At 61.3% G+C, this 25962-nt stretch carries 15 protein-coding genes and 3 pseudogenes; 13 read left to right on the top strand and 5 right to left on the bottom strand.

The genetic code is table 11. The annotated features are described in order from the left end of the window. Positions 1-140: 140 nt before the first annotated feature. From FRZ40_RS40425 to FRZ40_RS40410, 4 genes and pseudogenes are all read left to right on the top strand, one after another. Positions 141-1202, top strand: coding sequence for a lactonase family protein (locus FRZ40_RS40425; RefSeq protein ID WP_147238556.1), 1062 nt, complete (start codon positions 141-143; stop codon positions 1200-1202). A gap of 55 nt (positions 1203-1257) precedes the next feature. Continuing rightward, entirely contained in the window at positions 1258-2592 is a 1335-nt protein-coding gene (locus FRZ40_RS40420) for an MFS transporter (protein WP_147238022.1), read from the top strand. A gap of 106 nt (positions 2593-2698) precedes the next feature. Further along, the gene (locus tag FRZ40_RS40415; protein ID WP_147238021.1) at positions 2699-3925 is read left to right on the top strand and encodes a porin; all 1227 of its coding nucleotides are present in this window, start codon (positions 2699-2701) and stop codon (positions 3923-3925) included. A gap of 152 nt (positions 3926-4077) precedes the next feature. Beyond that, positions 4078-4533 (top strand): annotated as a pseudogene (locus tag FRZ40_RS40410) (lactonase family protein); the annotation flags it as partial. 22 nt (positions 4534-4555) lie between these two features. Here the strand turns inward: FRZ40_RS40410 and FRZ40_RS40405 are convergent. Further along, the gene (locus FRZ40_RS40405) at positions 4556-5746 is read right to left on the bottom strand and encodes a porin (protein WP_147238019.1); all 1191 of its coding nucleotides are present in this window, start codon (positions 5744-5746) and stop codon (positions 4556-4558) included. 295 nt (positions 5747-6041) lie between these two features. On the opposite strand from FRZ40_RS40405, the gene FRZ40_RS40400 reads away from it, so the two are divergent. The 3 genes from FRZ40_RS40400 (at position 6042) to FRZ40_RS40390 (ending at position 8349) form a co-directional block, all read left to right on the top strand. Next, positions 6042-6260 (top strand): hypothetical protein, encoded by a 219-nt coding sequence (locus FRZ40_RS40400; RefSeq protein ID WP_147238018.1) that lies wholly within the window; start codon positions 6042-6044, stop codon positions 6258-6260. A 38-nt stretch (positions 6261-6298) separates the two neighbouring features. After that, positions 6299-7135 (top strand): CmcJ/NvfI family oxidoreductase, encoded by an 837-nt coding sequence (locus tag FRZ40_RS40395; RefSeq protein WP_147238017.1) that lies wholly within the window; start codon positions 6299-6301, stop codon positions 7133-7135. 146 nt (positions 7136-7281) lie between these two features. Beyond that, positions 7282-8349: a hypothetical protein gene (locus tag FRZ40_RS40390; protein WP_147238016.1), complete on the top strand. Its 1068-nt coding sequence runs from the start codon at positions 7282-7284 to the stop codon at positions 8347-8349. Between the two features lie 170 nt (positions 8350-8519). On the opposite strand, the gene FRZ40_RS40385 is transcribed toward FRZ40_RS40390, so the two are convergent. Together FRZ40_RS40385 and FRZ40_RS40380 are read right to left on the bottom strand one after the other, a co-directional pair. Beyond that, positions 8520-8999, bottom strand: coding sequence for a hypothetical protein (locus tag FRZ40_RS40385; protein ID WP_147238015.1), 480 nt, complete (start codon positions 8997-8999; stop codon positions 8520-8522). 413 nt (positions 9000-9412) lie between these two features. Further along, entirely contained in the window at positions 9413-10093 is a 681-nt protein-coding gene (locus tag FRZ40_RS40380; protein ID WP_028367301.1) for a VIT1/CCC1 transporter family protein, read from the bottom strand. A 304-nt stretch (positions 10094-10397) separates the two neighbouring features. Between FRZ40_RS40380 and FRZ40_RS40375 the strand changes: the two are divergent. From FRZ40_RS40375 to FRZ40_RS40350, 6 genes and pseudogenes are all read left to right on the top strand, one after another. Then, positions 10398-12232: pseudogene (locus tag FRZ40_RS40375) on the top strand (ABC transporter ATP-binding protein). Between the two features lie 150 nt (positions 12233-12382). Beyond that, complete coding sequence (locus FRZ40_RS40370; protein WP_147238014.1) at positions 12383-15046, top strand: excinuclease ABC subunit UvrA; 2664 nt, start codon at positions 12383-12385, stop codon at positions 15044-15046. Between the two features lie 445 nt (positions 15047-15491). After that, entirely contained in the window at positions 15492-21530 is a 6039-nt protein-coding gene (locus FRZ40_RS40365; protein WP_205019841.1) for a hybrid sensor histidine kinase/response regulator, read from the top strand. 11 nt (positions 21531-21541) lie between these two features. Next, a complete protein-coding gene (locus tag FRZ40_RS40360) occupies positions 21542-23686 on the top strand; it encodes a response regulator (RefSeq protein WP_051446402.1) in 2145 nt (714 codons plus the stop codon). A gap of 429 nt (positions 23687-24115) precedes the next feature. After that, positions 24116-24286 (top strand): annotated as a pseudogene (locus FRZ40_RS40355) (MBL fold metallo-hydrolase); the annotation flags it as partial. Between the two features lie 138 nt (positions 24287-24424). Continuing rightward, the gene (locus tag FRZ40_RS40350; protein ID WP_240057481.1) at positions 24425-24904 is read left to right on the top strand and encodes a pyridoxamine 5'-phosphate oxidase family protein; all 480 of its coding nucleotides are present in this window, start codon (positions 24425-24427) and stop codon (positions 24902-24904) included. Between the two features lie 116 nt (positions 24905-25020). On the opposite strand, the gene flhC is transcribed toward FRZ40_RS40350, so the two are convergent. Then, on the bottom strand, positions 25021-25623 hold the full coding sequence (gene flhC, locus FRZ40_RS40345; RefSeq protein ID WP_147238013.1) for a flagellar transcriptional regulator FlhC: 603 nt from the start codon (positions 25621-25623) through the stop codon (positions 25021-25023). Next, positions 25620-25940, bottom strand: a complete 321-nt coding sequence (gene flhD, locus FRZ40_RS40340; protein ID WP_147238012.1) for a flagellar transcriptional regulator FlhD — start codon at positions 25938-25940, stop codon at positions 25620-25622. Before flhD ends, flhC begins: the two co-directional genes overlap by 4 nt. Positions 25941-25962 lie beyond the last annotated feature (22 nt).

The raw sequence follows: 25962 nt of genomic DNA, 5'->3' as shown, positions 1-25962 counted from the left end.
CGGCCCTCGACGGAGCCCGGCGGCGCATCGTTCAGGGCGCCGCGGCGCTCGGCGTGCTGGCTGCCATCGGGCCCGCCGCACGGTCGGTTTTCGCGGAGGAACAGCCGTTGCGCCAGACAGATCTCAAAGGAAAGAACCTCATGTTTGCTTATGTCGGATCGCGGACCACCCGCGAACGGAACGCCCACGGCGAGGGCATCAGCGTCTATCAGGTCGACACGGAAACGGGCGCGCTCGAACTCGTGCAACTCGTGAAAGACCTCGTCAATCCGTCATTCCTCGCGTTGAGCAGCAACGGCGAGCATCTCTATACCGTGCATGGCGACGTCAGCGACATCAGCGCCTTCAAGGTCGACAAGGCAACCGGCAAGCTCACGTTCCTGAATCGGCAAAGCACGCAGGGCAAGAATCCCGTGCACCTCGCGATCGATCCGACGGGCCGCCATGTCGTCGTGTCGAACCACATCGGCGCGAGCCTTGCTGTGCTGCCCATCGCCGAAGACGGCTCGCTTCAGGAGCTGACGCAGCTGGTGCGCCTCGAAGGTCCGGTCGGCCCGCATCGCGTCGAACAGAAGCAGGCCAAGCCGCACTTCAATCCGTTCGACCCGACGGGCGAATTCGTCATCGTGCCGGACAAGGGACTCGACCGCGTTTTCACCTTCCGTTTCAAGGACGGGCAACTGACGCCCGCTGCGCCCGCGTTCGTCGTATCGCGCGAGACATCGGGGCCGCGTCACGTCGCGTTTCATCCGAAGGGCACGCATGCGTATGTCGTCAACGAACTCGACTCGACCGTGACGACGTATCGCTATACGGCGAGCAACGGCGAGTTGACGCCCGTGCAGATAGTGTCGTCGTTGCCCGATACGTTCACGGGCAATAGCCGCGCATCGGAGATCGAAGTGGACCGCACGGGGCGCTTCGTCTACGCATCGAATCGCGGTTTCGACAGCATCGCGGTGTTTCGCATCGACCAGGCGACGGGCCACCTCGCTTTCGTCGACGCCGAGCCGACGCTGGGCCGCACGCCGCGCTTCATGACGGCGACGCCCGACGGGCGCTTCATGTACGCGCTCAACGAAGACAGCGACACGATCGTCGCATTCTCCGTGAACCCGACGACAGGACAACTCAAACCGACGGGCTTTTCCACCCAGTCGGGCAGCCCTGTCTGCATGATGTTCTCGCAACATCACGCGTAACCCGCAATACGGATTTCAAGGAACCTGGCGGGCGCACCCGCCAGTGGAGACACACATGCAAGCCAAGCCAGCCACGCAGGCCATCGACGAGCGCGCGCTCGTCCGCAAGATCGCCTGGCGGATCATTCCATTCGTTTTCATTCTCTACATCATTTCGTATCTGGATCGCGCGAACATCGGCTATGCCGCATTGCAGATGAACCGCGATCTCGCGCTGAGCAGCGAAGCGTTCGGTTTCGCGTCGGGCATCTTCTTCATTGGGTATTTCCTGTTTGAAGTGCCCAGCAACGTGATGCTCAACAAGTACGGCGCGCGTGTGTGGATTGCGCGCATTCTCGTGACGTGGGGCATCGTCTCCGTCATCTCGGCGTTCGCGCAGAACGCGACGCAACTGTACGTGCTGCGCTTTCTGCTGGGCGTCGCGGAAGCGGGCTTCTTTCCGGGCATCATCGTCTATCTGACTTACTGGTTTCGCGCGAAGGAACTCGCGACGACGGTCGCGCTTTTCACTGCGGCGATTCCCGTGTCGTACATCATCGGCGCGCCGTTGAGCACGTGGATCATGGACAGCGTCCACTGGCTCGACTGGAGCGGCTGGCGCTGGATGCTGGTGCTGGAAGGTGCGCCGGCGCTGATCGGCGGCATTCTGTGCTTCGTCTATCTGACCGACAAGCCCGCCGATGCGAAGTGGCTCAAGCCCGAAGAGCGCGAGTGGCTGCTGAACGAGCTGGCCAACGACCGGAAGGCCCACCCGAATGCCAAACATCTGGGTGCGTTCAAGGTGATGGCGAATCCGAAAGTGCTGTACCTGTCGTTCATCTACTTCGTGTATCAGTGCGGCAGTCTTGGCGTCGGCTACTGGATGCCGCAGATCATCAAGGGCTTTTCGAAGACGCTGAGCCACACGCAGGTCGGTCTCATCGCGATGATTCCGTATGTGTTCGCGACGATCGTGATGGTGGCGTGGTCGCGCAGTTCGGATCGTCACAGCGAGCGGCGTTTGCATTCGGCGATTCCGCTCGCAGTTGCAGCGCTCGCATTGCTCGGCGCGGGACTCGCGACCAACCCGTATGTGTCGATCACGATGATCAGCCTGAGTCTCGCTGGCCTGTACGCGTTCAAGTCGCCGTTCTGGGCGTTGCCGACGCTCTTTCTTACACGCTCGACGGCGGCTGTGTCGATTGCCGTCATCAATTCCGTCGGCAATCTGGGCGGCTTTGTCGGACCATTCGCGATTGGCTATATCAAGGGAACGGGGCAAAGCGCGACGCCCGGTCTGCTGTTTCTCGCCGCATTGCTGGTCGCGTCGTTCCTGATGACGTACTTTATCCGCATCAACGAACAGCGTGCAGCCGACGCACACGCCGCCGCCGCCAATCAAAGCCACTAAAACCTGGCCGCGCATGAAGACGTCTGGCGACTTGCCGGACGCGCGTTAAACACTGCCACAAACACAGGCGCAAAAGAACATCTACTTTCTTGAGGAGATCTTTACGATGAAGAAGTCGGCAATACCATTAGTCATACTAAGCGTAACGATCGTATCCGCGTATGCGCAAAGCAATGTCACGCTATACGGCATCATCGACAGCGGCGTGAACTACACGAACAACGTCCAGACGGCAAAGACTGCAACGGGGCTCACGGGCGGACATCAGATTGCGATGATCGAAGGCGGCTCAGCGGGCTTGCAGGGGAGCCGCTGGGGCCTGCGCGGCAGCGAAGATCTGGGCGGCGGTCTCAAGGCGATCTTCGTGCTGGAAAGCGGCTTTTATAGCAACAACGGGGTGATGAACCAGGGCGGCGCGCTGTTCGGTCGGCAAGCCTATGTCGGCCTCAGCAATCCCATTGGAACCGTGACGTTGGGCCGCCAGTACGATCCGGTCGTCGATCTGTACGGCCCGTTTCTTGCCGCGCCGCAGTGGGGCGGCTACATGAGTTCGCATCCGGGCGACCTCGACAACGCGCTGAACTCGCGCCGCATCAACAACTCGATCAAGTTCCGCAGCGCGAATTACCGCGGCCTGACGGTCGAGGCGATGATGAATCTCGGCGGCACACCAGGATCGTTCTCGAGCAACTGGATCTGGGGCGCCGGCGCCGCCTACGCAAACGGCCCGTTTTCGATCGGCGCGGGCTACCTGAACATCCGCAATCCGAACACATCGTTCTTTGGCGCGAATCCTAATGCGGGCCCGGCGACGACGAACAACCTCGGCAGCTTCGGCAGCGCGACAAGTCCCGAAAGCAATCCGGTGTTCGCCGGATATGCATCGGCGAACCGGCTTGAAATCGCGGGCGTTGGAGCAGGCGTGACGCTTGGTTCGCTCAACGTGAATCTGGCCTACTCGAATACGCGCTTCGAGGATATGGGTTCGTCCTCGGGGCCGAACCCGCTGCGCTACCGAGGCACGGCGGCTTTCAACAACGCGGAAATCAACGCGAAGTATCAGTTCACGCCCGCGCTGCTCGCAGGCGTTGCGTACGATTACACGCGCAACGGCGGCGCTGGGGGCAAGGGCGGCGCGAACTACAACCTCTTTAGTGCAGGCGTCGATTATTTCCTGTCGAAGCGTACCGACGTCTACACCATCGCGGTCTATGAAAAGACGAGCGGAACCGACTCGCTCGGACAAAGCGCGGTGGCGCAAATCACCGGCCTGACACCGTCGACGAACGACAAGCAGGTATCGCTGCGCGTCGGCATCCGTCACAAGTTCTGACATCGGGCAGCGTCCATTTCGCGCAATGGGCGCCACGCATGAAGCAGGTCGATCTGCTTCATGCGTTTCGTATCACCTCACAAAAGTCCCACTAAACATCACTTTTATCCAGGGACGCGCGCGCCTTCCTCGCCTATCGTTCCCCTCGCGCCTTCGCGTTCGGGGCGAGCGGCCAGTTCGTTTATCTCCTTACGGAGTTGTCGGCGGAGCTGATGGTGTTGCGCTGGGATCAAGCACAGGGACGTCTGAGCCTCGTGCAAACATTGCCCGTCACCAGCAATGCATTCACGGGCGTGAAAAGCGGAGCGGAAATTGCCGTGAGCCGCGACGGACGTTTCGTTTATGTCGAGAACAGCGCGGAGAATGAACTGGTGGTTTATCGGGTGAACGGCGAGTCGGGCATGCTTTCGCTGATTCAGCGCACGTCGTCGGGCGGTGAAAAGCCGTGGGGTTTTGCGATTCATCCTTCGGGAAAGTGGATGCTGGTTGCCAACCAGCACAGCGGCAAAGTGAATGTGTTCGCCATCGACCCCGCATCCGGCAGGCTGTCGGATACGGGCGAGTCGGCCAACATGCCGACTCCCGTTGCCATCGACTTCGTGCAATGACGATCGCCATCGTCGGGCTGCGTCAGAACTTCACGCGCAGGCCCGAGAAAACGGCCACTTGCCGGTTGGTCGATGATGCCGTGCCTGCGTCGGCGATTGCTGCGATCTTCTGATAACCGCTGCCGACGCGTGTCGAAGCGTCGCCCGCCGCAAGCTGATAAGCCGCCGACAGATACACATCGGTGCGCTTGGACAATGCATAGTCGACGCCCAGCGTGAACTGATGCCAGCGCGGCTTCAGATTCGCGCCGTTCGTGCCGGGCAGATTCGTTGCGCGTCCATCGGTGTAGGTGTAGACGCCGATCAGCGTGACAGCGGGCGTGAACAGATAGCGTGCGTTCAGATCGTAGTTGTTGAACTTGCGCGACGAGCCGTCGCTATAGTCGAGTTGCGTGTGGCTCCATGCGAAGCCGAGCGTCGCCGCGCCGATCGCGTAGTTCGTGCCCGCGGCGGCAATCTGCTGCCGCACGACGCCGCCATTCAATCCATAGAAGAACGCGCCGCTATAGTCGTCGCCGGATGTCGTCGACGTACCGCCGATCGCGCCGCTCGTGTTTGACGCCGCATTTGGATGATTCAACACGTTGTAACCGCCGCCGATCGAGAACGGTCCGTTCACGTAGTTCGCGGCCACGCCCCACGCGCGATTGTTGCTGAAGCCCGCGCCATTACCGCTGTTGGCCTGATTGCTGAACGCATAGAGACCGTCGACGGTCAGTCCTGCAATCGAGTCGCTGCGAAACTTGACGGCGTTGTTCACGCGGAACGTCTGGTTCAGATTGTCGTTGTCGCCGATATGGGTCGAGGGTGACCAGAACCCGGGGCCCGCATACTGCGAGACGAGATCGGTCACGGGCTCATATTGCCGGCCGAGCGTGAGCGTGCCGATGCCTTTCTTCTGCACGCCGACGAACGCCTGCCGGCCGAACAGGCGGCCGCCTTGCGCGGATGTGCCGTCGTTGGGTCGAAAGCCGCTTTCGAGCGTGAAGAGTGCATTCAGTCCGTCGCCGAGATCTTCGACACCGCGCAGCCCCCAGCGGCTGCCGCTCAGCTTGCCGCTTGTCTGCTGGACGTTGCTCGCGCCCTTCTGATTGTTGGTATAGGTGATGCCCGCATCGACGAGGCCATAGAGCGTGACCGCGCTCTGTGCGCTTGCGAGTGCCGGCGTCATGGCGGCCAGACCGGCCGCGCCGGCAAGAACAACGTGTTTCATCGGACTCCCTTTTTGTAGAACGAATGGAAAAGGAACCCGATGCTATGAGTGCAAGCAGTGAAAACGAAGCAACGATTTCTACTTTGTTATTTGCCTGAAAACTGATTTACAACGCACCTGCATCGGCTAATGCATTGCGACTTCGCGTGTGCGCTGCTCGCCGTGACCGTTTGTCGGCAACCGCACGCCGGGCGCATGTGGCGCGCGTTGCAAAGCATTGCAGAAATGCTTGTTTGCGGATAAGCGCGCCGCTGACTAGATTCGATGCATACCGCCATCAGCAGGAGGGCACATCATGTCGATGAGCCTCGCATCGTTGTTAAGGCCGTTCGATACGCTCCGGCAAAGCCTGCATGCCAGCCGGAAACCTGCGACGTCGCCCGCGAAGGATGAGCACGCGCGCGACGACGCCGAACGGCTCGAACGAATCGCCGTCTACGCCCGCGCCGGGTACTTCAACATGGGCTATACGCTCGAGATGTTTCATGTGATCGGCGAAGTCGCGCCGGAGTGATCTACAGCCTGTTTCGCAGCACACATGGAGCACTGGCAATGAGCGATGTTCTCATCATCGAGCAGCCGGCTGTCGTCGAAGCCGAACTGAATTATCTCGTCGCGAATGGCGAAAAGCCCGCGACCTACGCCTGCGATCCGCCGCGAGGCGTGCCGTTGCGCAGCGGCGTTTATCGGACGCATCGCGTGCCCGTCGCCAATGCGCGCGTCGCGCCGCCGCCCGGCGGGTTGTCGCTGGATCGCAACGGGTTCGAATTGCACCATCATCCGAGCGCGCTCACGGACTTCTCGGATCGTGCGGCCATCGAGCACATCTACTATCGCGAATCGGAGGCGCTGCTCAAGCGCTGGACAGGCGCGAAGCGCGTCGTCATTTTCGACCACACGTTACGCGATGGCGAAGCGCCGTCGCGTGCTCGGGGCGTGCGCGAACCCGTCAAGTTCATTCACAACGACCAGACGTTCGTGTCCGGCCCGCGCCGTGTGCGAGATCATCTGCCGCCGCACGAAGCGCAAGCATGGCTCAAGGGCAGGGTGGCGATCGTCAACCTGTGGCGGCCGATCGGCTGGACAGTCGAATCTTCTCCGCTCGCGATGTGCGACTCGCGCAGTATCGCGCTCAACGATCTGGTGCCGTCGGATCTGATCTATCCCGACAAGGTCGGCGAGACTTACGCGTTCGTGTTCAATCCACGGCACCGCTGGTACTACTTTCCGCTGATGACGCCGGAAGAAGTATTGCTGCTGAAGATCTACGATTCGGCGGGAGACGATATTGCACGTCTGACGGCGCACACGGCATTCGACGATCCGTCGTCGCCGCCCGATGCTCGCGCGCGGCGCAGCATCGAATTGCGGTCGTTGCTGTTCTTTTGAGCGTGTCGTTTAAAAAATAAAGTCGCTGCCCTTGCGTCTCCCCCTTGCAGAAGCGTTCTCCACCGGTTTGCCGAGTGGGCACACTCGTTGCGCATATCGTCCGTACGGTGATGGGCATTCCGCACTGCGATTGACAGGAGACGATCATGAGACAGACCGTGCTGGGCGTGTACGACAGTTACGCCGATGCGTGTTCGGCGCAGCGAGCGCTAGGCGAAGCGGGTGTTGCGCGGCCCGATATGGCCATGTACTCGATGTCGGCGAGCACTCCCGTGGAAAAAGGGCCGCGTGTATATGGGCCCGATGGTAGCGATGCGCGCCATCACAGGGCGGTCCTCGACCAGCTCGAGCTATTGTTCGCGCGGCTTTTCAGGCCGGGCGAGTATCCGCCCGAAGCGGAGGACTACAGGGAATTCATCCGGCGAGGCGGAACGCTGGTCAGCGTTGACGCGACCGGGATGCAGGCCGATCTGGTGTGTGATGTGATGCGCCGTGCGGGCGCGGCCGACATCGGCGAGCGCGCCAATGCCTGGCGAAACGGACAGGGCGCGGCGTCTTCGACGGCGAGCACACCGGAGCCGGCCATTTATGGCGACTTGGCGCCCGCACATGTAGCGCCCTCACATGTAACGCCCGCACATGTGCCGCCGTCAGAAACGGCGGGCGATGCTGCGGACGTCACGCGCCTCGAAAGGCGGAATACGTCCGAGCCCAGTATGGTGAGCGGGATGCAGCAGGTGACCACACGTGCGGACCGGGACGGTTCACACGCGGCCATGGAGCAGAAGCAATACGCGCGGGATGTACCCGACTACGGGCTCGCGCGGACATCGGCGGATGTGGACGGTGATGTCAGGTCGCGCGCAGTGCTCCGTCCCGACGACGGTATGAGCGCCGCAAAAGCGCAGCCGACGTCGGCGACCGGCCTCGTGGGTGATCCCGTCATGGGCACTCCGCTTGACGATGATCCCGAGGATGATTATCGCAGGGACTATGACGCTCATTACGCGAGTTCGGGGGCTTCATACGACGAATATCGGCGCGCTTATACGCATGGCGCCGCACTCGGACAGGACGAGCGATATCGAGGGCAGGACTGGCAGCGCGTCGAGCCGAATGCCCGCGAGAACTGGGAATCGCGTTATCCCGAAAGCGGGTGGGAACGATTCAAAATCGCGGTACGGCATGGGTGGGAACGCGTCACGAGTCTCTGAGAGGTGACGGGCATGTCGTCTTGACGGATCATTGACGCGAGAGGTGAGGGCACAGCGGGACACAGCGCTTGTTACGATGCTTGTTACGATGTGTCCCGGCCCTCAGGTTCCGACAGACCGGGGCGAGCATGGCTCGCCCCCTTCGCGCGGACAATCTGCGCGATTCAGATCTACTGCTTTTTGGCGGCGTCGACCTTTTGATCGGCCGCTTTCTTGTTTGCATCGTTTTGCGCTTCGACTGCTTCCTTGTTGGCTTTTGCCTGAGCGACATTGGCGTCGTTGGCGGCATCGTGTTTCTTGCGGTCTGCCTTGGCCTGCGCATCGCGCTTCTTCTTGTCGGCCTTGGCTTGTGCCCGGGCTGCATCTGCGCGGGCGTCGGACGCCTCTTTCGGCGTCGTCGCCTTCTGCATCTTTGCCGCGTTCTTGTCGGCGTCTGCCTGGGCCGAAGCCTTGTCTTCATTCGCCGACGCCTGAGCCTTGTCGGCATCGCTCTGGGCTTCCGCCTTCTTCTTGTTGGCGGTTGCCTGCGCTTCGCTTTTCTCGCTGTTTGCCTTTAACTGTGCTTTTTCCGCTTCCGAGTGCGTCGCAGTTTGTGGATGCGCTGTAGAAACGAGCAATACGGATGTTAGCGCGACGAGAATCCTTTTCATGGTTTTCCTCCCTTGATTTCCCAACCTACCCATCTTCTGCTTTCGAACATGCACCGGCGTTCAGATACTCGCAGCAAGTCAGGATCGCGAGATCTCTTCTGCGGCGGTGCATGCGTTGCACAGCAACCGACATGCCGCAGTGAAGGCTTCCATACGTGAGCAATCGAGAATGAGAATGACGGGCAGAACGCGTCGGAGAACGCTTTGTACTTATCATCTCCACTGATCGCGGAGGTGTTCTGTGATCGAATGAACGGGGAAGACTGCGCAGGGCGTTCGCGCTGGAATGAGTCGAAGAAAGAATCCGGCAGCTCGCCAATGACGGATGCCACGGGACGCCGGGGCGGCCATGTCTCGCCGCCGGATATTGAACGCTGGCCGGCTACGCCGGGAAGGACCCGTGCAGGGACGAATCAGCCGCCCAGCTTGATGATTGCGATTGTCAGCAGAATGCCGAGCGTGATCATCGCGATGCCGGCTTTCATGGCTCCCGCGCCGGTGTAGCGTCCGAGCGCGAAGCCCGCGATGAAAAGCATCGCGAGCGTCAGGACCCGGGACGCGACGAGTGCCGCTGTCAGATCCTTGATGACAAGAAACGGCAGTGCGACTGGAAATGTTCCGAGGACAACAAGCAGGAAGATGCCCAGCGCGCCGACGAAGTCACTACTCACGAAATTCGCTCGCGGCGGCAGCGTCGACGCGGTCGCGAGGCGTGCGCGGATTCTCTCCAGGTCGGCGTCGTCGACGAGCGGTTCCATCGTCGCTGGCAACGCGTCGCGCAACGTGCGCACGGCTATGGCGTGGTCCTGTTCCCGTTGCACGGTCAGTGCGAGTTTCAGCCGCTGACCTCGATCCGCAAGCGTGCGTACGAGATACATGACGGCATCGGCAAGGCCCCATGCGAGATTGCATCCGAGTGCGGCGAAGAACATCTTGTACCCTTCGTCTTCACCCGCGGTGACTGCCTTGACGGCGCCGACGAATGTCAGGGCCATGAACAGGCCAAAGCAAATTTCGCAGACTCGGTCGACGGTATTGAGAACGGGTTTGCGCTGTTCGGAGTCCGCGCGTCCGGCTGGCGTGATCGTGCTCATATGGCCTCCGCTCAAGGTAGACAACGAGACGTTGCGCTAGCTGCCAACATGGACTGCTGATACGGGCAGTATATGAAATAGATGCCGCTCAATGCCCTAATTACGGAAAATCTTGCGCGCAGCGAATGTCAATTGCCGATGTTCTCTCGCCTGGATTAAGCCATTAAATAAGCAATTGCAGAACGCGGCCGCCATCGCGCGAGCGGGAACACGGTATGCGCGGCTTTGGCCGCGCATCGACGCGTCGTCGCCTGACGTCTGCGCGGCGGGCGCTTTCTTTCGATCGGGCTCGGAGCGGTTCAATATGGTCACGCCATTTCCACGGACGCCGCGCGCCGCACGCCCGATACGGACGCGCGGCCGGCGCGCGAAAGCGCTTGCTGGTTACGCGAGCAAGCCCGTGCGTCTGCTGTTTCGCTATATCGGCCAGCATCCCGTCGAGCATGCGCTCGTGGCGCTGGGCATTGTCGCCGCCGTCGGCTGCACGCTCGGGTCGCAATTTGCCATCCGCAATCTGATCGACGCGCTGCCTGGCGGCCGCGAACATCCGGCACACGTCGTCAATGCGTTTCTTGTCGTCGTGGGTCTGCTGTTCGCCGACAATCTGTTCTGGCGCCTCGCCGGCTGGACGAGCGTGCGGACTTTCGTGGCCGTCACGGGCGACGTGCGCCGCGAACTGTTCGGCTATCTGACGGGCCACTCGCCGGGGTATTTTTCGAACGTGCAGCCCGGCACGCTCGCGAGCCGCATTTCGGCGACCGCCAATGCCGTTTTCACCATCGAGAACCTGTCGGCCTGGAATGCGCTGCCGCCGCTTCTCTCCGTCATCGGATCGGTCGTGCTCATCGGATGGGTCAGCGTGTGGATGGCGCTTGCGCTCGTCGGCATTGCGGTGCTCATGACGGTGTGCCTGTTCCTGCTCGCGAAACGGGGCGGGGCGAGGCATCTGGCCTTCGCTTCGCGGGCAGCGTCCGTCGACGGCGAACTGGTGGATGTGATCGGCAACATGCCGACCGTGCGCGCCTTTGTCGCGACGGCACGCGAGTGTTTGCGGTTCGGCGGCATTCTCGAACAGGAAATGGCGTCGCGCCAGGCGAGCTTGCGGCACCTCGAAAAACTCCGCCTGCTGCATGCTGTCGCGACAGCGTCGTTGTCGTGCGGTCTGCTGAGCTGGGTGCTCTGGCTATGGACGCAGGAGCGCGCGACGACGGGCGACGTGGTGCTGGTCGGCTCGCTGGGCTTCGCGATTCTGCACGGCACGCGCGACCTCGCGGTTGCGCTCGTGGACATGGTGCAGCATGTCGCACGGCTTGCGGATGCGGCGCAGGCGCTTCTCGTGCCGCGCGAGATGGAAGAGTCGATCGACGTGCCGCCCTTGCAGATTCGCGACGCCAACATCGACTTCGAGAATGTGACGTTCTCGTATGCGGGGCGGCGGCGCGTGCTGGATCACTTCAGCCTTCACATCGACGCCGGACAACGCGTGGGGCTGGTCGGACCTTCGGGGGCGGGCAAAAGCACAGTACTCGCGTTGTTGCAACGGGCCTTCGATCCACCCACCGGTGCGGGCGCCGTGTGCATCTCGGGGCAGCGCCTGTGCGACGTCAGTCTGGGCAGTCTGCACGACGCCGTGGCTGTCGTGCCGCAAGACATTTCGCTGTTCAATCGATCGCTGCTCGATAACCTGCGCTATGGCCGGCCAGACGCGACGGAAGCCGACGTGCTAAAGGCCTGCGAGCACGCCAATTGCGCCGGTCTGATCCGCTCGCTGCCTGATGGCCTGCAGACCGTCGTCGGCGAGCGGGGCGCGCGGCTGTCGGGGGGCAGAGGCAGCGCATCGCCATCGCGCGAGCCTTCTTGAAGGATGCACCGATCCTTCTGCTCGACGAGGCGACATCCGCGCTCGACACGGAATCGGAGGCGAAGATCCAGGATGCACTCGACCGCTTGATGAAGGGGCGCACGGTGGTGGCGATCGCGCACCGTCTGTCGACGTTGCAGAACTTCGACCGGATCGTCGTCATTCAGCACGGCAGGCTCGTCGACGATGGCGCGCCAGAGGTGCTGGCCGAACGGCCCGGCATTTATCGCGATGTTCTGCTGCGCCGCGAGCACCGCTCGGGGAGCATGCACGCATGAGTGTTGTGCCCGGCATGCGCGCGCGTAGCGGGCAGCACGACTTTGCGATAATGCATTCGCCTGTGCTCAAACGCGCGCGTGTGCCAACCCATGTTCCACGCATGTGCCACGCCGTTGCCCGTCATCCGCACTCATCTGCTAGCAATCGACATGGACGTCCGCCGCAGCAAATCAGGTTCGACTACCGCTTCCTCCGACGCCGCCACGGGTTTCGTACGCGTGCGCGGCGCCCGTGAGCACAATCTGAAGAACGTCGATGTTCAGATTCCCCGCGATGCACTCGTCGTCTTCACGGGCGTGTCGGGCTCGGGCAAATCGTCGCTCGCATTCGGCACGCTGTACGCGGAGGCGCAGCGCAGATACTTCGAATCGGTGGCGCCGTATGCGAGACGCCTGATCGAGCAGGTCGGCGTGCCCGAAGTCGATGCGATCGACGGTCTGCCGCCCGCAGTTGCCCTGCAACAGCAGCGTGGCGCGCCGAGCGCGCGCTCCTCGGTGGGCAGCGTCACGACGCTGTCGAGCCTCGTGCGGATGCTGTATTCGCGCACGGGCACTTATCCGCCGAAGCAGCCGATGCTGTTCGCCGAGGACTTCTCGCCGAATACGGTGCAGGGCGCCTGTCCCGTCTGTCATGGTTTGGGACGCGTGTACGAGGTCACCGAACAGTCGATGGTGCCCGACGACACACTGACCATCCGCGAACGCGCCATTGCCGCGTGGCCGCCGGCGTGGCACGGACAGAATCTGCGCGACATCCTGGTGACGCTCGGGTATGACGTCGACACGCCGTGGCGCGATCTGCCGAAGAAAGATCGCGACTGGATTCTCTTCACCGACGAGCAGCCCACTGTGCCTGTCTACGCGGGCCTCACGCCCAAAGAGACGCGCGCCGCACTCAGGCGCAAAGACGAACCCAGCTATCAGGGCACATTTACGGGCGCGCGCCGCTACGTATTGCATACCTTCGCCAACACCCAAAGCGCGTTGATGAAAAAGCGCGTGTCGCAATACATGGTCGGCAGCGCGTGCGCGGCTTGCGACGGCAAGCGGCTCAAGAAAGAAGCGTTGTCGGTGAAATTCGCGGGTCTCGACATCGGCGAGTTTTCGCAGTTGCCGCTTTCCGAACTCGCATCGATTCTCGAACCGGTTGCACGCGGCGAATGGGCGGAGGCGACAGCGTTGGGCAAAGCCAGCGTGCTCAGCAAGAGCGCAATGCGCGATGCCGTCGACAAGCGCGTCGCTGCGGGCGGCTCGATGCACAAAGCTTCGCCGGACGTGAGGCGCACGCCGAACCAGTCGGAAGAAAAGCGCCTCGCCGCGCAGCGCATCGCAGACGAGCTGCTGGAGCGCCTGACGACGCTGATCGACCTGGGTCTGGGCTATCTCGCGCTCGATCGCAGCACGCCGACGCTGTCGTCCGGTGAATTGCAGCGTTTGCGACTGGCCACGCAATTGTCGTCGCAACTCTTCGGCGTCGTCTATGTACTCGACGAGCCATCGGCCGGTCTGCATCCCGCCGATGGCGAGGCGCTGTACAGCGCATTGCAGACACTGAAAGCAGCGGGCAATTCGCTGTTCGTCGTCGAACACGATCTGCAGATGATGCGTCGCGCCGACTGGCTGGTCGACGTGGGTCCGGCGGCCGGCGAGGCGGGCGGTCATGTGGTCTATAGCGGTCCGCCTGAAGGCCTTGCTGCCGTCGAAGCATCGCAGACGCGCCGTCATCTGTTCGCACCGCCCGCGCATGCGGATCACACGCCCCGCGACGCGGCAGGCTGGCTGCGGCTCGCGAATATCAGCCGCAACAATCTGCATGGGCTGAGCGTTGCATTTCCGCTGGGCTGCCTGACGACGGTCACGGGCGTTTCGGGTTCGGGCAAGTCGAGCCTCGTGAGTCAGGCGCTGCCGGAACTGGTTGCGGGCCGGTTGGGCAGGATCATCGAAAGCCAGGACGAAGACGAACAGGATCCGCTGCTCGCAACGGCGACGGCGCCTGCGAGCGGCCATATCGCCGACGGGATGGAGGCGGTCCGGCGGCTCGTGCGCGTCGATCAGAAACCGATCGGACGCACGCCGCGTTCGAATCTTGCCACCTACACGGGCCTGTTCGATCACGTCCGCAAGCTGTTTGCGGATACACCCGCAGCCCGCAGGCGTCGCTATGGTGCGGGGCGCTTCTCGTTCAACGTCGCGCAGGGACGTTGCCCGACATGCGAAGGCGAAGGATTCGTCAGCGTCGAACTGCTTTTCCTGCCGAGCGTGTATGCGCCCTGTACCACGTGCCACGGCACGCGTTACAACACCTCGACGCTGGAGATCACCTGGCGGGACAAGAACATTGCCGAAGTGCTCGGCCTGACCGTCGACGCCGCGTGCAGTTTCTTCGCCGAAGAGGCAGGCGTGATGCGTTCGCTGAAAGCACTGCGCGACATCGGGCTTGGCTATCTGCGCCTGGGTCAACCGGCAACGGAACTGTCGGGCGGCGAAGCGCAGCGTATCAAGCTCGCCACTGAATTGCAGCGTGCGCAGCACGGCAACACGCTATACATCCTCGACGAACCGACAACGGGGCTCCATCCCGCCGATGTCGACCGGCTAATGGTGCAACTGCAAGGACTCGTCGACGCAGGCAATACGGTCGTGGTGGTCGAACATGACATGCGGGTGGCCGCGCAAAGCGACTGGGTAATCGACGTTGGACCGGGAGCCGGCGACGCCGGCGGGACGATCGTGGCGAGCGGCGCGCCGTCCGAAGTTGCCCGCGAGACAGGCAGCCGCACGGCTGCCTATCTGCGGCAACAGTTCGCGGAGTGATTCTCTCGGTACGCCGCTCCATCGATATGCATTCCTGATGGAAAAGCATGAAACAACGCAGGGAAGACGGGATCTCCGGGGAAGTGAGGCGTTGCGCGCCAGGGCTAATAACGCTTGCCCCTGGTGCGATCAATCCCGAACGGCATGAACTCTGGTGATCTATTTGTTGGCGGTTTAAAGAAAGAAATACATCATCGCTCGCTTTCCCGGCATAAATTACCTGACACCACAGTCAGATTTGTCGACAAAACCGGTTGTTTGCGGCGCACTGCGCGCAGTGTGGTAAATCCACCTATTTCTCCTTGTATTATTCAACGGCACAGTCAAAGACGCTGCGGCAAACAGGCCGAAACCGTACCCGCTACGGCGCGCAGGCACGCCCCATGAAATTCGCGAAAGAACCCGAACCATAACGCGACGCTTGTTCGTGACACGTGAGGAACGCATGGAAACGTTCGAAGTCGAGTCACCGCTTCAATCCGATGGCCAATTGGCGCTTATCGCTGCGGCACTGAGTGCGTTGCGACGCGGCGACACGTCATTTCGTCTGCCTGAAAACTGGACGGGTGATGCCGCGAATGTCGCAACCGAATTCAATATGCTGGCCTCTCAAACGAGACGTATCGGGCAGGATCTCGGCAAGATGTCGAGACAGTTGTCCGGTCACGGCATGCGCAACCATGACGTCGCGATCGACAGCGAGACGCTTACGGGTATCTGGCTCGACAGCGCGTCGCACGTCAATCTGCTGTTCGATAGCGTCAATACGGCCCATGACTGCACGAAGACCGTGCTCGCCGCGCTGACCTCCCTGCAAAAAGGCGAAGCCGCTTCATTGCCTGCTGAGTGGACAGGCGTGCATGGCAAGGTCGCGCACGTGTTCAACGACGTCGTCGAACAAAACGTGCGCATTTCGGAAGAACTCGGCCGGCTGAGCAAAGTCGTCGGCAAGGAGGGGAGGCTGAACGAGCGCGCCGCACTTCCGTATGCGCGCGGATTCTGGGGCGACGCGATCGACTCCGTGAACTCGTTGATCGCAGATCTCGTCCATCCGACAAGCGAGGTGGCACGCGTGATCGGCGCAGTGGCGCAGGGCGATCTTTCGAAGAGCATGGCGCTCGAGGCAGATGGACGTCCATTGCAGGGCGAGTTTCTTCGTACGGCCAAAACCATCAACACGATGGTCGAGCAGCTCGGCACGTTCGCAGTCGAAGTGACGCGTGTAGCGCGCGAAGTGGGCACGGAAGGCAAGCTCGGCGGCCAGGCGGATGTGCAGGGCGTGGCGGGCACGTGGAAGGATCTGACCGACTCGGTCAATTCGATGGCGGGCAACCTGACGAGTCAGGTGCGCAACATCGCCGAAGTGACGAAAGCCGTCGCGGCGGGCGACCTGTCGAAAAAGATCACCGTCGACGTGAAGGGCGAAATCCTCGAACTGAAAAACACCATCAATACGATGGTGGATCAGTTGCGCTCGTTTGCTTCAGAGGTGACGCGTGTGGCGCGCGAAGTGGGCACGGAAGGCAAGCTCGGCGGGCAGGCTGAGGTCGAGGGTGTGGCGGGCACGTGGAAGGATCTGACCGACAACGTCAACTTCATGGCGGGCAATCTGACGAGCCAGGTGCGCAACATCGCGGAAGTGACGAAGGCCGTGGCGGCAGGCGATCTGTCGAAGAAGATCACCGTCGATGTGAAGGGCGAAATCCTCGAACTGAAGAACACGATCAACACGATGGTGGATCAGTTGCGCTCGTTCGCTTCCGAAGTCACGCGTGTAGCCCGCGAGGTCGGTACGGAAGGCAAGCTCGGTGGCCAGGCGGATGTGCAGGGCGTGGCGGGCACCTGGAAAGATCTGACCGACTCCGTCAACTCGATGGGCAGCAACCTGACTGCCCAGGTGCGCAATATCGCCGACGTGACGACAGCCGTGGCCGCAGGCGACCTGTCGAAGAAGATTACCGTCGATGTGAAGGGCGAAATCCTCGAACTCAAGAACACCATCAACACGATGGTGGACCAGTTGCGCTCGTTCGCTTCGGAGGTGACGCGTGTAGCGCGCGAGGTGGGCACGGAAGGCAAGCTTGGCGGCCAGGCGGATGTGCAAGGCGTGGCAGGCACCTGGAAGGATCTGACCGACTCGGTCAATTCGATGGCGGGCAACCTGACTGCGCAGGTGCGCAATATCGCCGACGTGACGACGGCCGTGGCGGCGGGCGATCTGTCCAGGAAGATCACCGTCGATGTGAAGGGCGAGATTCTCGAACTGAAGAACACGATCAACACGATGGTCGATCAACTCGGTTCGTTCGCGTCCGAAGTCACGCGCGTGGCACGCGAGGTGGGCACGGAAGGCAAGCTCGGCGGACAGGCCGATGTGCAGGGCGTGGCGGGCACGTGGAAGGACCTGACCGACTCGGTCAATTCGATGGCGGGCAACCTGACGAGTCAGGTACGCAATATCGCCGAAGTGACAAAAGCCGTGGCGGCAGGCGACCTGTCGAAAAAGATCACCGTCGATGTGAAGGGCGAAATTCTCGAACTGAAGAACACCATCAATACGATGGTGGATCAGTTGCGCTCGTTTGCTTCAGAGGTGACGCGTGTGGCGCGCGAAGTGGGCACGGAAGGCAAGCTCGGCGGCCAGGCGGATGTGCAGGGCGTGGCGGGCACGTGGAAGGATCTGACCGACAACGTCAACTTCATGGCGGGCAATCTCACGAGCCAGGTGCGCAATATCGCCGACGTGACGAAGGCCGTGGCGGCAGGCGACCTGTCGAAAAAGATCACCGTCGATGTGAAGGGCGAAATCCTCGAATTGAAGAACACCATCAATACGATGGTGGACCAGCTTAGTTCCTTCGCATCCGAAGTGACGCGTGTGGCCCGCGAGGTCGGCACGGAAGGCAGGCTTGGCGGCCAGGCGGATGTGCAGGGCGTGGCGGGCACATGGAAGGATCTGACCGACAACGTCAACTTCATGGCAGGCAATCTCACGAGCCAGGTGCGCAATATCGCCGACGTGACGAAGGCCGTGGCGGCAGGCGACCTGTCGAAAAAGATCACCGTCGACGTGAAGGGTGAAATCCTCGAACTGAAGAACACCATCAACACGATGGTGGATCAGTTGCGCTCGTTCGCCTCCGAAGTGACGCGTGTGGCGCGCGAGGTCGGCACGGAAGGGAAGCTGGGCGGTCAGGCCTACGTGCAAGGCGTGGCCGGGACGTGGAAGGATCTCACCGACAACGTCAATTTCATGGCGGGCAATCTGACCAGCCAGGTGCGAGGCATTGCGAAGGTGGTGACGGCGGTTGCGGACGGCGACCTCGCACGCAAGCTGACGCTCGAGGCAAAGGGCGAGATCGCGGCGCTTGCGGACACGATCAACAGCATGACCGAAACGCTCGCGACCTTCGCGGATCAGGTGACGACCGTTGCGCGCGAGGTCGGAGTCGAAGGCAAGCTGGGCGGGCAGGCCAAAGTGCCTGGTGCGTCCGGGACATGGAAAGGCCTGACGGAGAACGTCAACCAGCTCGCAGCCAACCTGACGACCCAGGTGCGGGCAATCGCGGAAGTGGCCACGGCCGTCACGCAAGGCGACCTCACGCGCTCGATTACCGTGGAAGCGCTCGGCGAAGTCGCGGCGCTGAAAGATACGATCAACGAGATGATCCGCAACCTGCGGGACACGACCCAGGTCAATACCGAGCAGGACTGGCTCAAGACCAACCTCGCGAAGTTCAGCCGGATGCTGCAAGGCCAGAAGAACCTCGTCGCCGTCGGTCACCTGATTCTGTCGGAACTCGCGCCTGTCGTCGGCGTACAGCAAGCGGAATTCTTCGTCCTCGATTCGTCCGAGCATGCAGCGTCGCTGCGGCTGATGGCTTCGTATGCGTCGAAGGGGCATCTTTCGCACGGCAAGCGCGTGCAACTGGGCGAAGGGCTCGTGGGTCAATGCGCGGTCGAGCGCCGCAAGATCCTGCTCGAGCCGTCGGCCGACGAGCCTATCCGCATCACGTCGGGTCTGATGAGCATCGTGCCGCACAACGTTCTGGTGTTGCCTGTCGTCTTCGAAGGGCAGGTCAAGGGCGTCATCGAGCTGGCTTCGTCCGAACGCTTCAATCCGATTCATCTCGCGTTCCTCGATCAGCTGACGGAAAGTATCGGGATCGTCATCAACACGATCGAAGCCAACACGCGGACGGAAGACCTGCTCAAGCAGTCGCAGTCGCTCGCGCATGAACTGCAGAGCCGTCAGGAGGAACTGCAGACGACCAACGAAGAACTGCAGGAGAAAGCGCGCCTGCTCGCGCATCAGAACCAGGAAGTGGAACGGAAGAATGCCGAGGTCGAACAGGCACGTCAGGCGCTCGAAGAAAAGGCCAAGCAGCTTGCCTTGACGTCGAAATACAAGTCCGAGTTCCTGGCCAACATGTCCCACGAATTGCGCACGCCGCTCAACAGCCTGCTGATTCTTTCCGATCAGTTGTGCAAGAACGCCGAGGGCAATCTGTCGACGAAACAGATCGAGTTCTCGAGGACGATCCATTCGTCGGGAAATGAATTGCTGATGCTGATCAACGATATTCTCGACCTGTCGAAGATCGAGTCGGGTACGGTTGTGCTCGACTTTACCGAACATCGTCTTGCCGATTTGACGTCGTATATCGAGCGGACATTCCGGCATGTCGCCGAAGCACGCAACGTAGGCCTGGTGATCGACCTCGGCGCGCATCTGCCCGCGTCGATCCGTACCGATATCAAGCGGCTCCAGCAGATCCTCAAGAACCTGTTGTCGAACGCTTTCAAGTTCACGCATCAAGGCCACGTCACGCTGTCTGTCGATGCCGTGTCGGGCGGCTGGAGCGCGGACAACGAGAAACTCAATCTCGCTCACGCGTGCATTGCGTTTTCCGTGTCCGACACAGGCATCGGCATTTCGGCCGACAAGCAGCAGATCATCTTCGAAGCATTCCAGCAAGCCGACGGCAGCACGAGCCGCAAATACGGCGGCACGGGGCTCGGTCTTGCAATCAGCCGCGAACTGTCGAAATTGCTGGGCGGAGAAATCCGGCTCGTCAGTTCGCCCAACAAGGGCAGTACGTTCACACTCTATCTTCCGATGTCGAGCGAGGCGGGTCGCGGCGCACGCCGGAGCGTCGCGACGCCCGGCGACGAAGCATCGGCAGTGGTGGTCAATCTCGACGGTGTGAGCGAGGCCGATGCGGTTGCGGCACATGCGTTCGTCGATACCGTTCTCAACGAGACGCGCGAGCTGGCGGACCCTGCAATCGAAGACGATCGCGACCAGATCATGGCCGGCGACCACGTCGTGCTGATCGTCGAAAACGATCTGGCGTTTGCGCATTTCCTGCTCGATGCCGCGCGAGAGCAGGGATTCAAGGGCCTCGTTACGCCGCTGGGCGCACCGGCAATGACGCTTGCCAATCAGTTCAATCCGGACGTCGTCACGCTCGATCTGTTCCTGCCGGATATGGATGGCTGGCGGGTCTTAGGCCGCCTCAAGAACGATCCGTCCACGCGCCACATCCCCGTCTGCGTGATTTCGACCGACGAGTCTCGCGAGCGTGCGTTGCGGGCGGGTGCGTTTGCGTTTCTCGCGAAGCCGATCCCGTCGCGCGAAGTACTCGACGAAGCATTGGGCGTATTGACGAGGTATGTCGACACGACGCCGCGCAAGCTGCTCGTCGCGTTGCCCGATTCCGCCGGGCGTGCGCAGTTCATCGCGCTTCTGGCCAACGAGAAGATCTCATTGTCGATCGCGGATAACGTCGAGCAGTTGCTCGGCGCAATCGCCGACACGGATCTGTGCGGCGTCGTGATGGGTGCGGATGTTTTCCAGACGGCAATCGACGATATGAAGCGTGCGCTGGCGAACCGCGGGCCTTTCTCACCGTTGCCCGTGGTCGTGTTTGCGCCGGATCAAACGGCCGCGCTGCCGGCGGCGGACAGCGAATGCTTCATTCCACTGGTTGCTCCAGACATGAGCCGCGCGCTCGACCTCGCCGTGGGATTGCTGCACTTCGATCGCAAGTGGCTGCCTCATCAGGCGTGCGAGATCATCGACAGCCTGCGTGGATCGACGGCGGATCTCGTCGGACGCAAAGCGCTGATCGTGGACGACGACATGCGTAATATCTTTGCGCTCGCGACCGTGCTCGAAGATCATGGGATGCGCCATGTCTGGGCCGACAACGGAAGAGATGCAATCAGGCTCGTCGAGACGGACACCGAGATCGACATTGTGCTGATGGACATCATGATGCCGGAAATGGATGGACTCGTGACGACAAGCGAGATCCGCAAACGCCCGGTGGGACGCACGCTGCCCATTATTGCCGTGACTGCGAAGGCGATGAAGGGCGATCGCGAGCGGTGCATCGAGGCGGGCGCGTGGGATTATCTATCGAAGCCTGTCAACCGCGAAGATCTGCTCGCGGTGCTTCATGCGTGGCTGCACCGCTAAGGGGTGATGTAATGGAACAGTCCGATGGACTTCCGCGGCAGCCAGTCAACATCCTCGTCGTGGATGATATGCCGCAGCAACAGGTCGTGATGCGGACGATCCTGGAAGATCTCGGCGAGAACGTGATTACCGTCGGATCGGGCCGCGAAGCGTTGAAGGCGGTACTCGAGAGGCCGTTCGCGGTGATTCTGCTCGACGTGAACATGCCCGGCATGGACGGGCTGGAAACGGCATCGCTGTTGCGTACGTATCGCCGCACGGCGAGTACGCCGATCATCTTCGTCACCGCGTATATCGACGAATCGGAGATGAAACGCGGTTATGCCCTTGGCGCGGTGGACTACATTTCCGCACCCGTCGTTCCCGAGATTCTGCGTTCCAAGGTCAAGGTCTTCGTCGAAATGCACCGTATGCATCACGAGCTTCTTCTGCGTGCAGAGGAACGCGAGGCATTCGTGCGCGCGGAGGCGGGCCGTGCTGCCGCTGAGCAGGCGCGGCAGCGCGCGGATTTTCTGGCGACGGCGAGCCATGTACTGACGCGTTCGCTTGAAATCGAAACGACCTTGCAGCGCATTGCAGAACTGGCTGTTAGCGAACTTGCCGATCTGGCGTATGTGGGCGTCAGGGGCATTGGAGAATTCACTACTGACTTTGTGGTTCGATCGGCAAGACGGAATCTTCCTGACGAGCCGGATTTCGCTGCATTTCAGTCCGGTACGCTTGCGCGCATCTTTCCCGGCGTGAACCGCTTCGTGCATCGCTTGCTGAACGAAGACACGCTGGATGTCGATTCCGCGGAAGTCGATTGCGTGAGCGAGGCCATTGGAGAGGCATCCGCCGTAGAGGACCTTCGGCACGTCAGCGCCTTTCCACTGTTGACGGGGAGTCAACGAGGCGTGATCGTGCTCGGCTCGTCGCAAGCGACTGTGCCCGCCGAGCAGGCGACGTTGCGCCAGGAGTTCGTCAGCCGCGCCGCGATTGCGCTTCAGAATGCGTTGCTGTTTTCGGCGATCCGCGATGGCGACAGGCGCAAAAACGAATTTCTCGCAATGCTCGCGCATGAACTGCGCAATCCGCTTGCGCCTATTGCGAACGCGGCGGCGGTGATGCGAAGCGCCAAGAAGGGCGATGCGGAGGTGATGCGCTGGGCAAGCGAGATCGTCGGCACTCAGGTCGAACACATGGTGCGCATTGTCGAGGATCTGCTCGATGTTTCGCGTATCGCGAGAGGGACGGTTGCGCTGCGCAAGGAGCCTGTGCCGCTTTCGATTGTGATTGGCCGCGCCGTCGAGACGAGCCGCCCGCATCTGATCCGCCGTTCGCAGACGTTGACGTGCGATGAAGAGGCCGTCGACATCGTGGTCGACGGCGATGTCGTCCGGCTCGCGCAGATCGTCGCGAACCTCCTCAACAATTCGTCGAAGTTTACGCCGCAGGGCGGTCATATCTCGTTGACCACGCGCTTCGCGGATGGCACGGCCACCATCACCGTGGCAGACGACGGACAGGGTATCGACGCAGCGTTTCTTCCACATGTATTCGAACTGTTCGCACAGGCCGATGCGTCTCTGCACCGGTCGCTCGGTGGGCTCGGAATCGGTCTCACGCTCGTCAGGCATCTGACCGAATTGCATGGCGGGTCGGTACAGTGCAAGAGCGACGGCCTGGGCAAAGGCGCGGAGTTTGCCGTGCGGTTGCCCGGTACGGTGACTGAACGCAATACGCCTGCGCTTGCTCCCGTCGTGCACCTGAACCGGAGAGCGGCGACGCGTGTGCTGGTCGTCGACGATCTCGTTGCGTCAGCGCAGAGTCTGGAAGCGCTGCTGACGATTCACGGTTATGTCGTCCGATGTGCGATGGACGGAGAATCGGCGCTGAACGTCGCCGCGGAGACGAGGCCGGATGTGGTCGTGCTCGACATTGGTTTGCCGGATATGACGGGCTATGAGCTCGCGAGGCACTTGCGGCAGGGGGACGCGTGTCCCAAAGCGCTCATGATCGCGCTTAGCGGTTATGGCCAGGAGGAGCATGTGCGTCAGGCGATGGAGGCAGGCGTCGATCACTATCTCGTGAAGCCGGCCGATCCTTCTGTACTCATCGATCTGGTGGCCGCGCGCAATGAAGGCCAGGATTTCGACGGGATCGTTGCGACCTGATGGTTGATGGCCTGAGGCCAGGAAGATGATCCCCTGCAAACGGGTTGATATCTGCGCCGTTACAGCTTGAACTGAATGAAGGCGTTCCTGAGGAACCGCTGATCAATAAGCCTTTCACTCGCTCCACTTCTCATTTCTTGTTCATCGTCGATTGTTGTCGCCCGGACAACATGCTGAACGCATTCGCGATGCTACTGGCGTTCGTCCCCGGTTACTACAATCCGTCACACGGTCGGACGGGACGCGAGCAAGCCGAAGCGCGTGAAATTCGTAGTCGTGCTCGTGAACTGCGCCGACCAGTGCGGTTTCCCCCACTTAACGAACAGGACTATCGATGATGAGCGAAACAACCCGCAATGTGCAGCCGGTTACGGTCCATTTTGCCATTTGGGATTGTCGAAGCCGACTTCAAAAATCACATCGCCGACGGGTTTCGAGCATGATCCCGAAGTGGCCGTGGACGTGCGTATCGCGCTGCTCAACGAAGCCGCCGAAACGGGCGCTCTGCTGGCCGCGGCGCATGTCGCTTTCCCGTCCATCGGTCATATTGCGAAGAACGGAGAAAGCTTCCGTTTCGTGCCGGTGTTGTGGGACTATTGATCGATACTCGGCTATCAACGGTCGCCGTATCGAATGCACTGGTGATCGCCAGAAAGCCGCCGCGAGTTCACAAGACTCGCGGCGGCTTTTTATCGATTCGGTGCGTAGACCACGATCAACGCTAACCAGGGAACTTCGATGATGATGGACGAAGCCGTTCTGTCGGCAATGAAGAGAAGCGTCTTGTGCTGGCTCGCGACTGTGGACGCGGACGGCTGCCCCAATGTCTCGCCGAAGGAAATCTTCTGCGCTTACGGAGCCGATAGACTGCTCGTCGCTAATATCGCTTCCCCAGGCAGTGCGGGAAACATCGCCTCGAATCCTGCGGTGTGCGTGAGCTTCGTTGATCCATTCGTACAGAAGGGATTCAAGATCAAAGGTAAAGCCCGGCTTGCGACGAACTGCGACGAGGGTTTTGAATCGCTTGCGAGTCCTTTGGTCAGGCTGGCGGGCCCACGATTTCCGTTCGCGTCGATATTCGTTATCGACATCGTGTCAATCGAGCCTGTCGTTGCACCGAGCTACCGGCTGTATCCGGATACGAGAGAGTCGCAACAGATCGAATCGGCCATGAAGACCTATGGCGTGCGTCCTGCTTTGCCGGATTCGATCGGGTAGCTCGGTGCCCTACATACGAGGTGTCTGCGCGCGTCGATGCTGGAACGACGGCTCGCTTTTCTTCACGGAAGAGGCGTCGACTTCTGGGTCACGCCTTCGACAGGTTCAGCATTCCGCTAACCGACGCACTCCACCGTTTCGAACCGCCGGGATTCACCTCGCACAACGGGCATGTCGCGCGGTACTCCCGCCTCTTTCGTCTTTCCCGCTCGCGACGGTGGGTGACATACGCCGCACAGACGCGTTGTCTGCAGGTCGAGCGTATGCGCGACGAACATGCCCGTGCACCGGCAACACCGGGTCATGTGCAACATGTTTGCGTCGAAGAAGCGCACCATGGTCCACGCCCGCGTCAGGCTCACCACCACCTCGAGCCGGTTGCCCGCGCAATGCTCGAGATAAAGCCGATACGCTTTGGTGATCGCGTCGAGCCGCTCACAGCCCGCCTGTTCCCTCAGAAAACGATAGATATTGAAGAAAAGCGACGAGTGAATGTTGGGCATCCACGTCAAGTACCAGTCCGCTGAAAACGGCAACATGCCCTTCGGAGGCGAGACGCCTTTCAGCTCCCGGTAAAGACGTATCATGCGGTCGCGAGAGAGCTTCAACTCGCTCTCGAGCAACTGCATGCGTGCCCCGAGTTCGATGAGTTCGATAGCGCGAAAGATTTCCCGGGCGTCCTCGCTGACGCTTTTGCCCGGCGTGGCATTCAATGTCATACGAACTGCTCCACGCTCTGGCCAGCCAGCAGGATCGCGGCATGTGTCGCTTTCACGTCCTCGTGCCGCGTCGGCCGGGCCAATGCGGCCAGCTGTTCGTGCCCGGAAAATCGGAACGCGCACAGCAGTTGATCCGTCATCGCGAGCCGGGTGATCTGCGCGACAGTGAACTCGGACAGAATGGCTGCGAGTTCGGCGGATACGCCAAGACGAAACATGGCGACGGACTTGTCCTCACGCAGTATCTTCTGCGCGAGGATCAGGTACGACAGATTAATTTCGTGAATCGAATTCAGTACTTCGCTGCTCGTCGTCATGGTTTCCCGTGAACCGAAAAAC

The organism is Paraburkholderia azotifigens (assembly GCF_007995085.1).
In the GTDB taxonomy this organism is placed as follows: Bacteria; Pseudomonadota; Gammaproteobacteria; order Burkholderiales; family Burkholderiaceae; genus Paraburkholderia; species Paraburkholderia azotifigens.
This window is presented reverse-complemented; position numbering and strand designations above follow the sequence as displayed.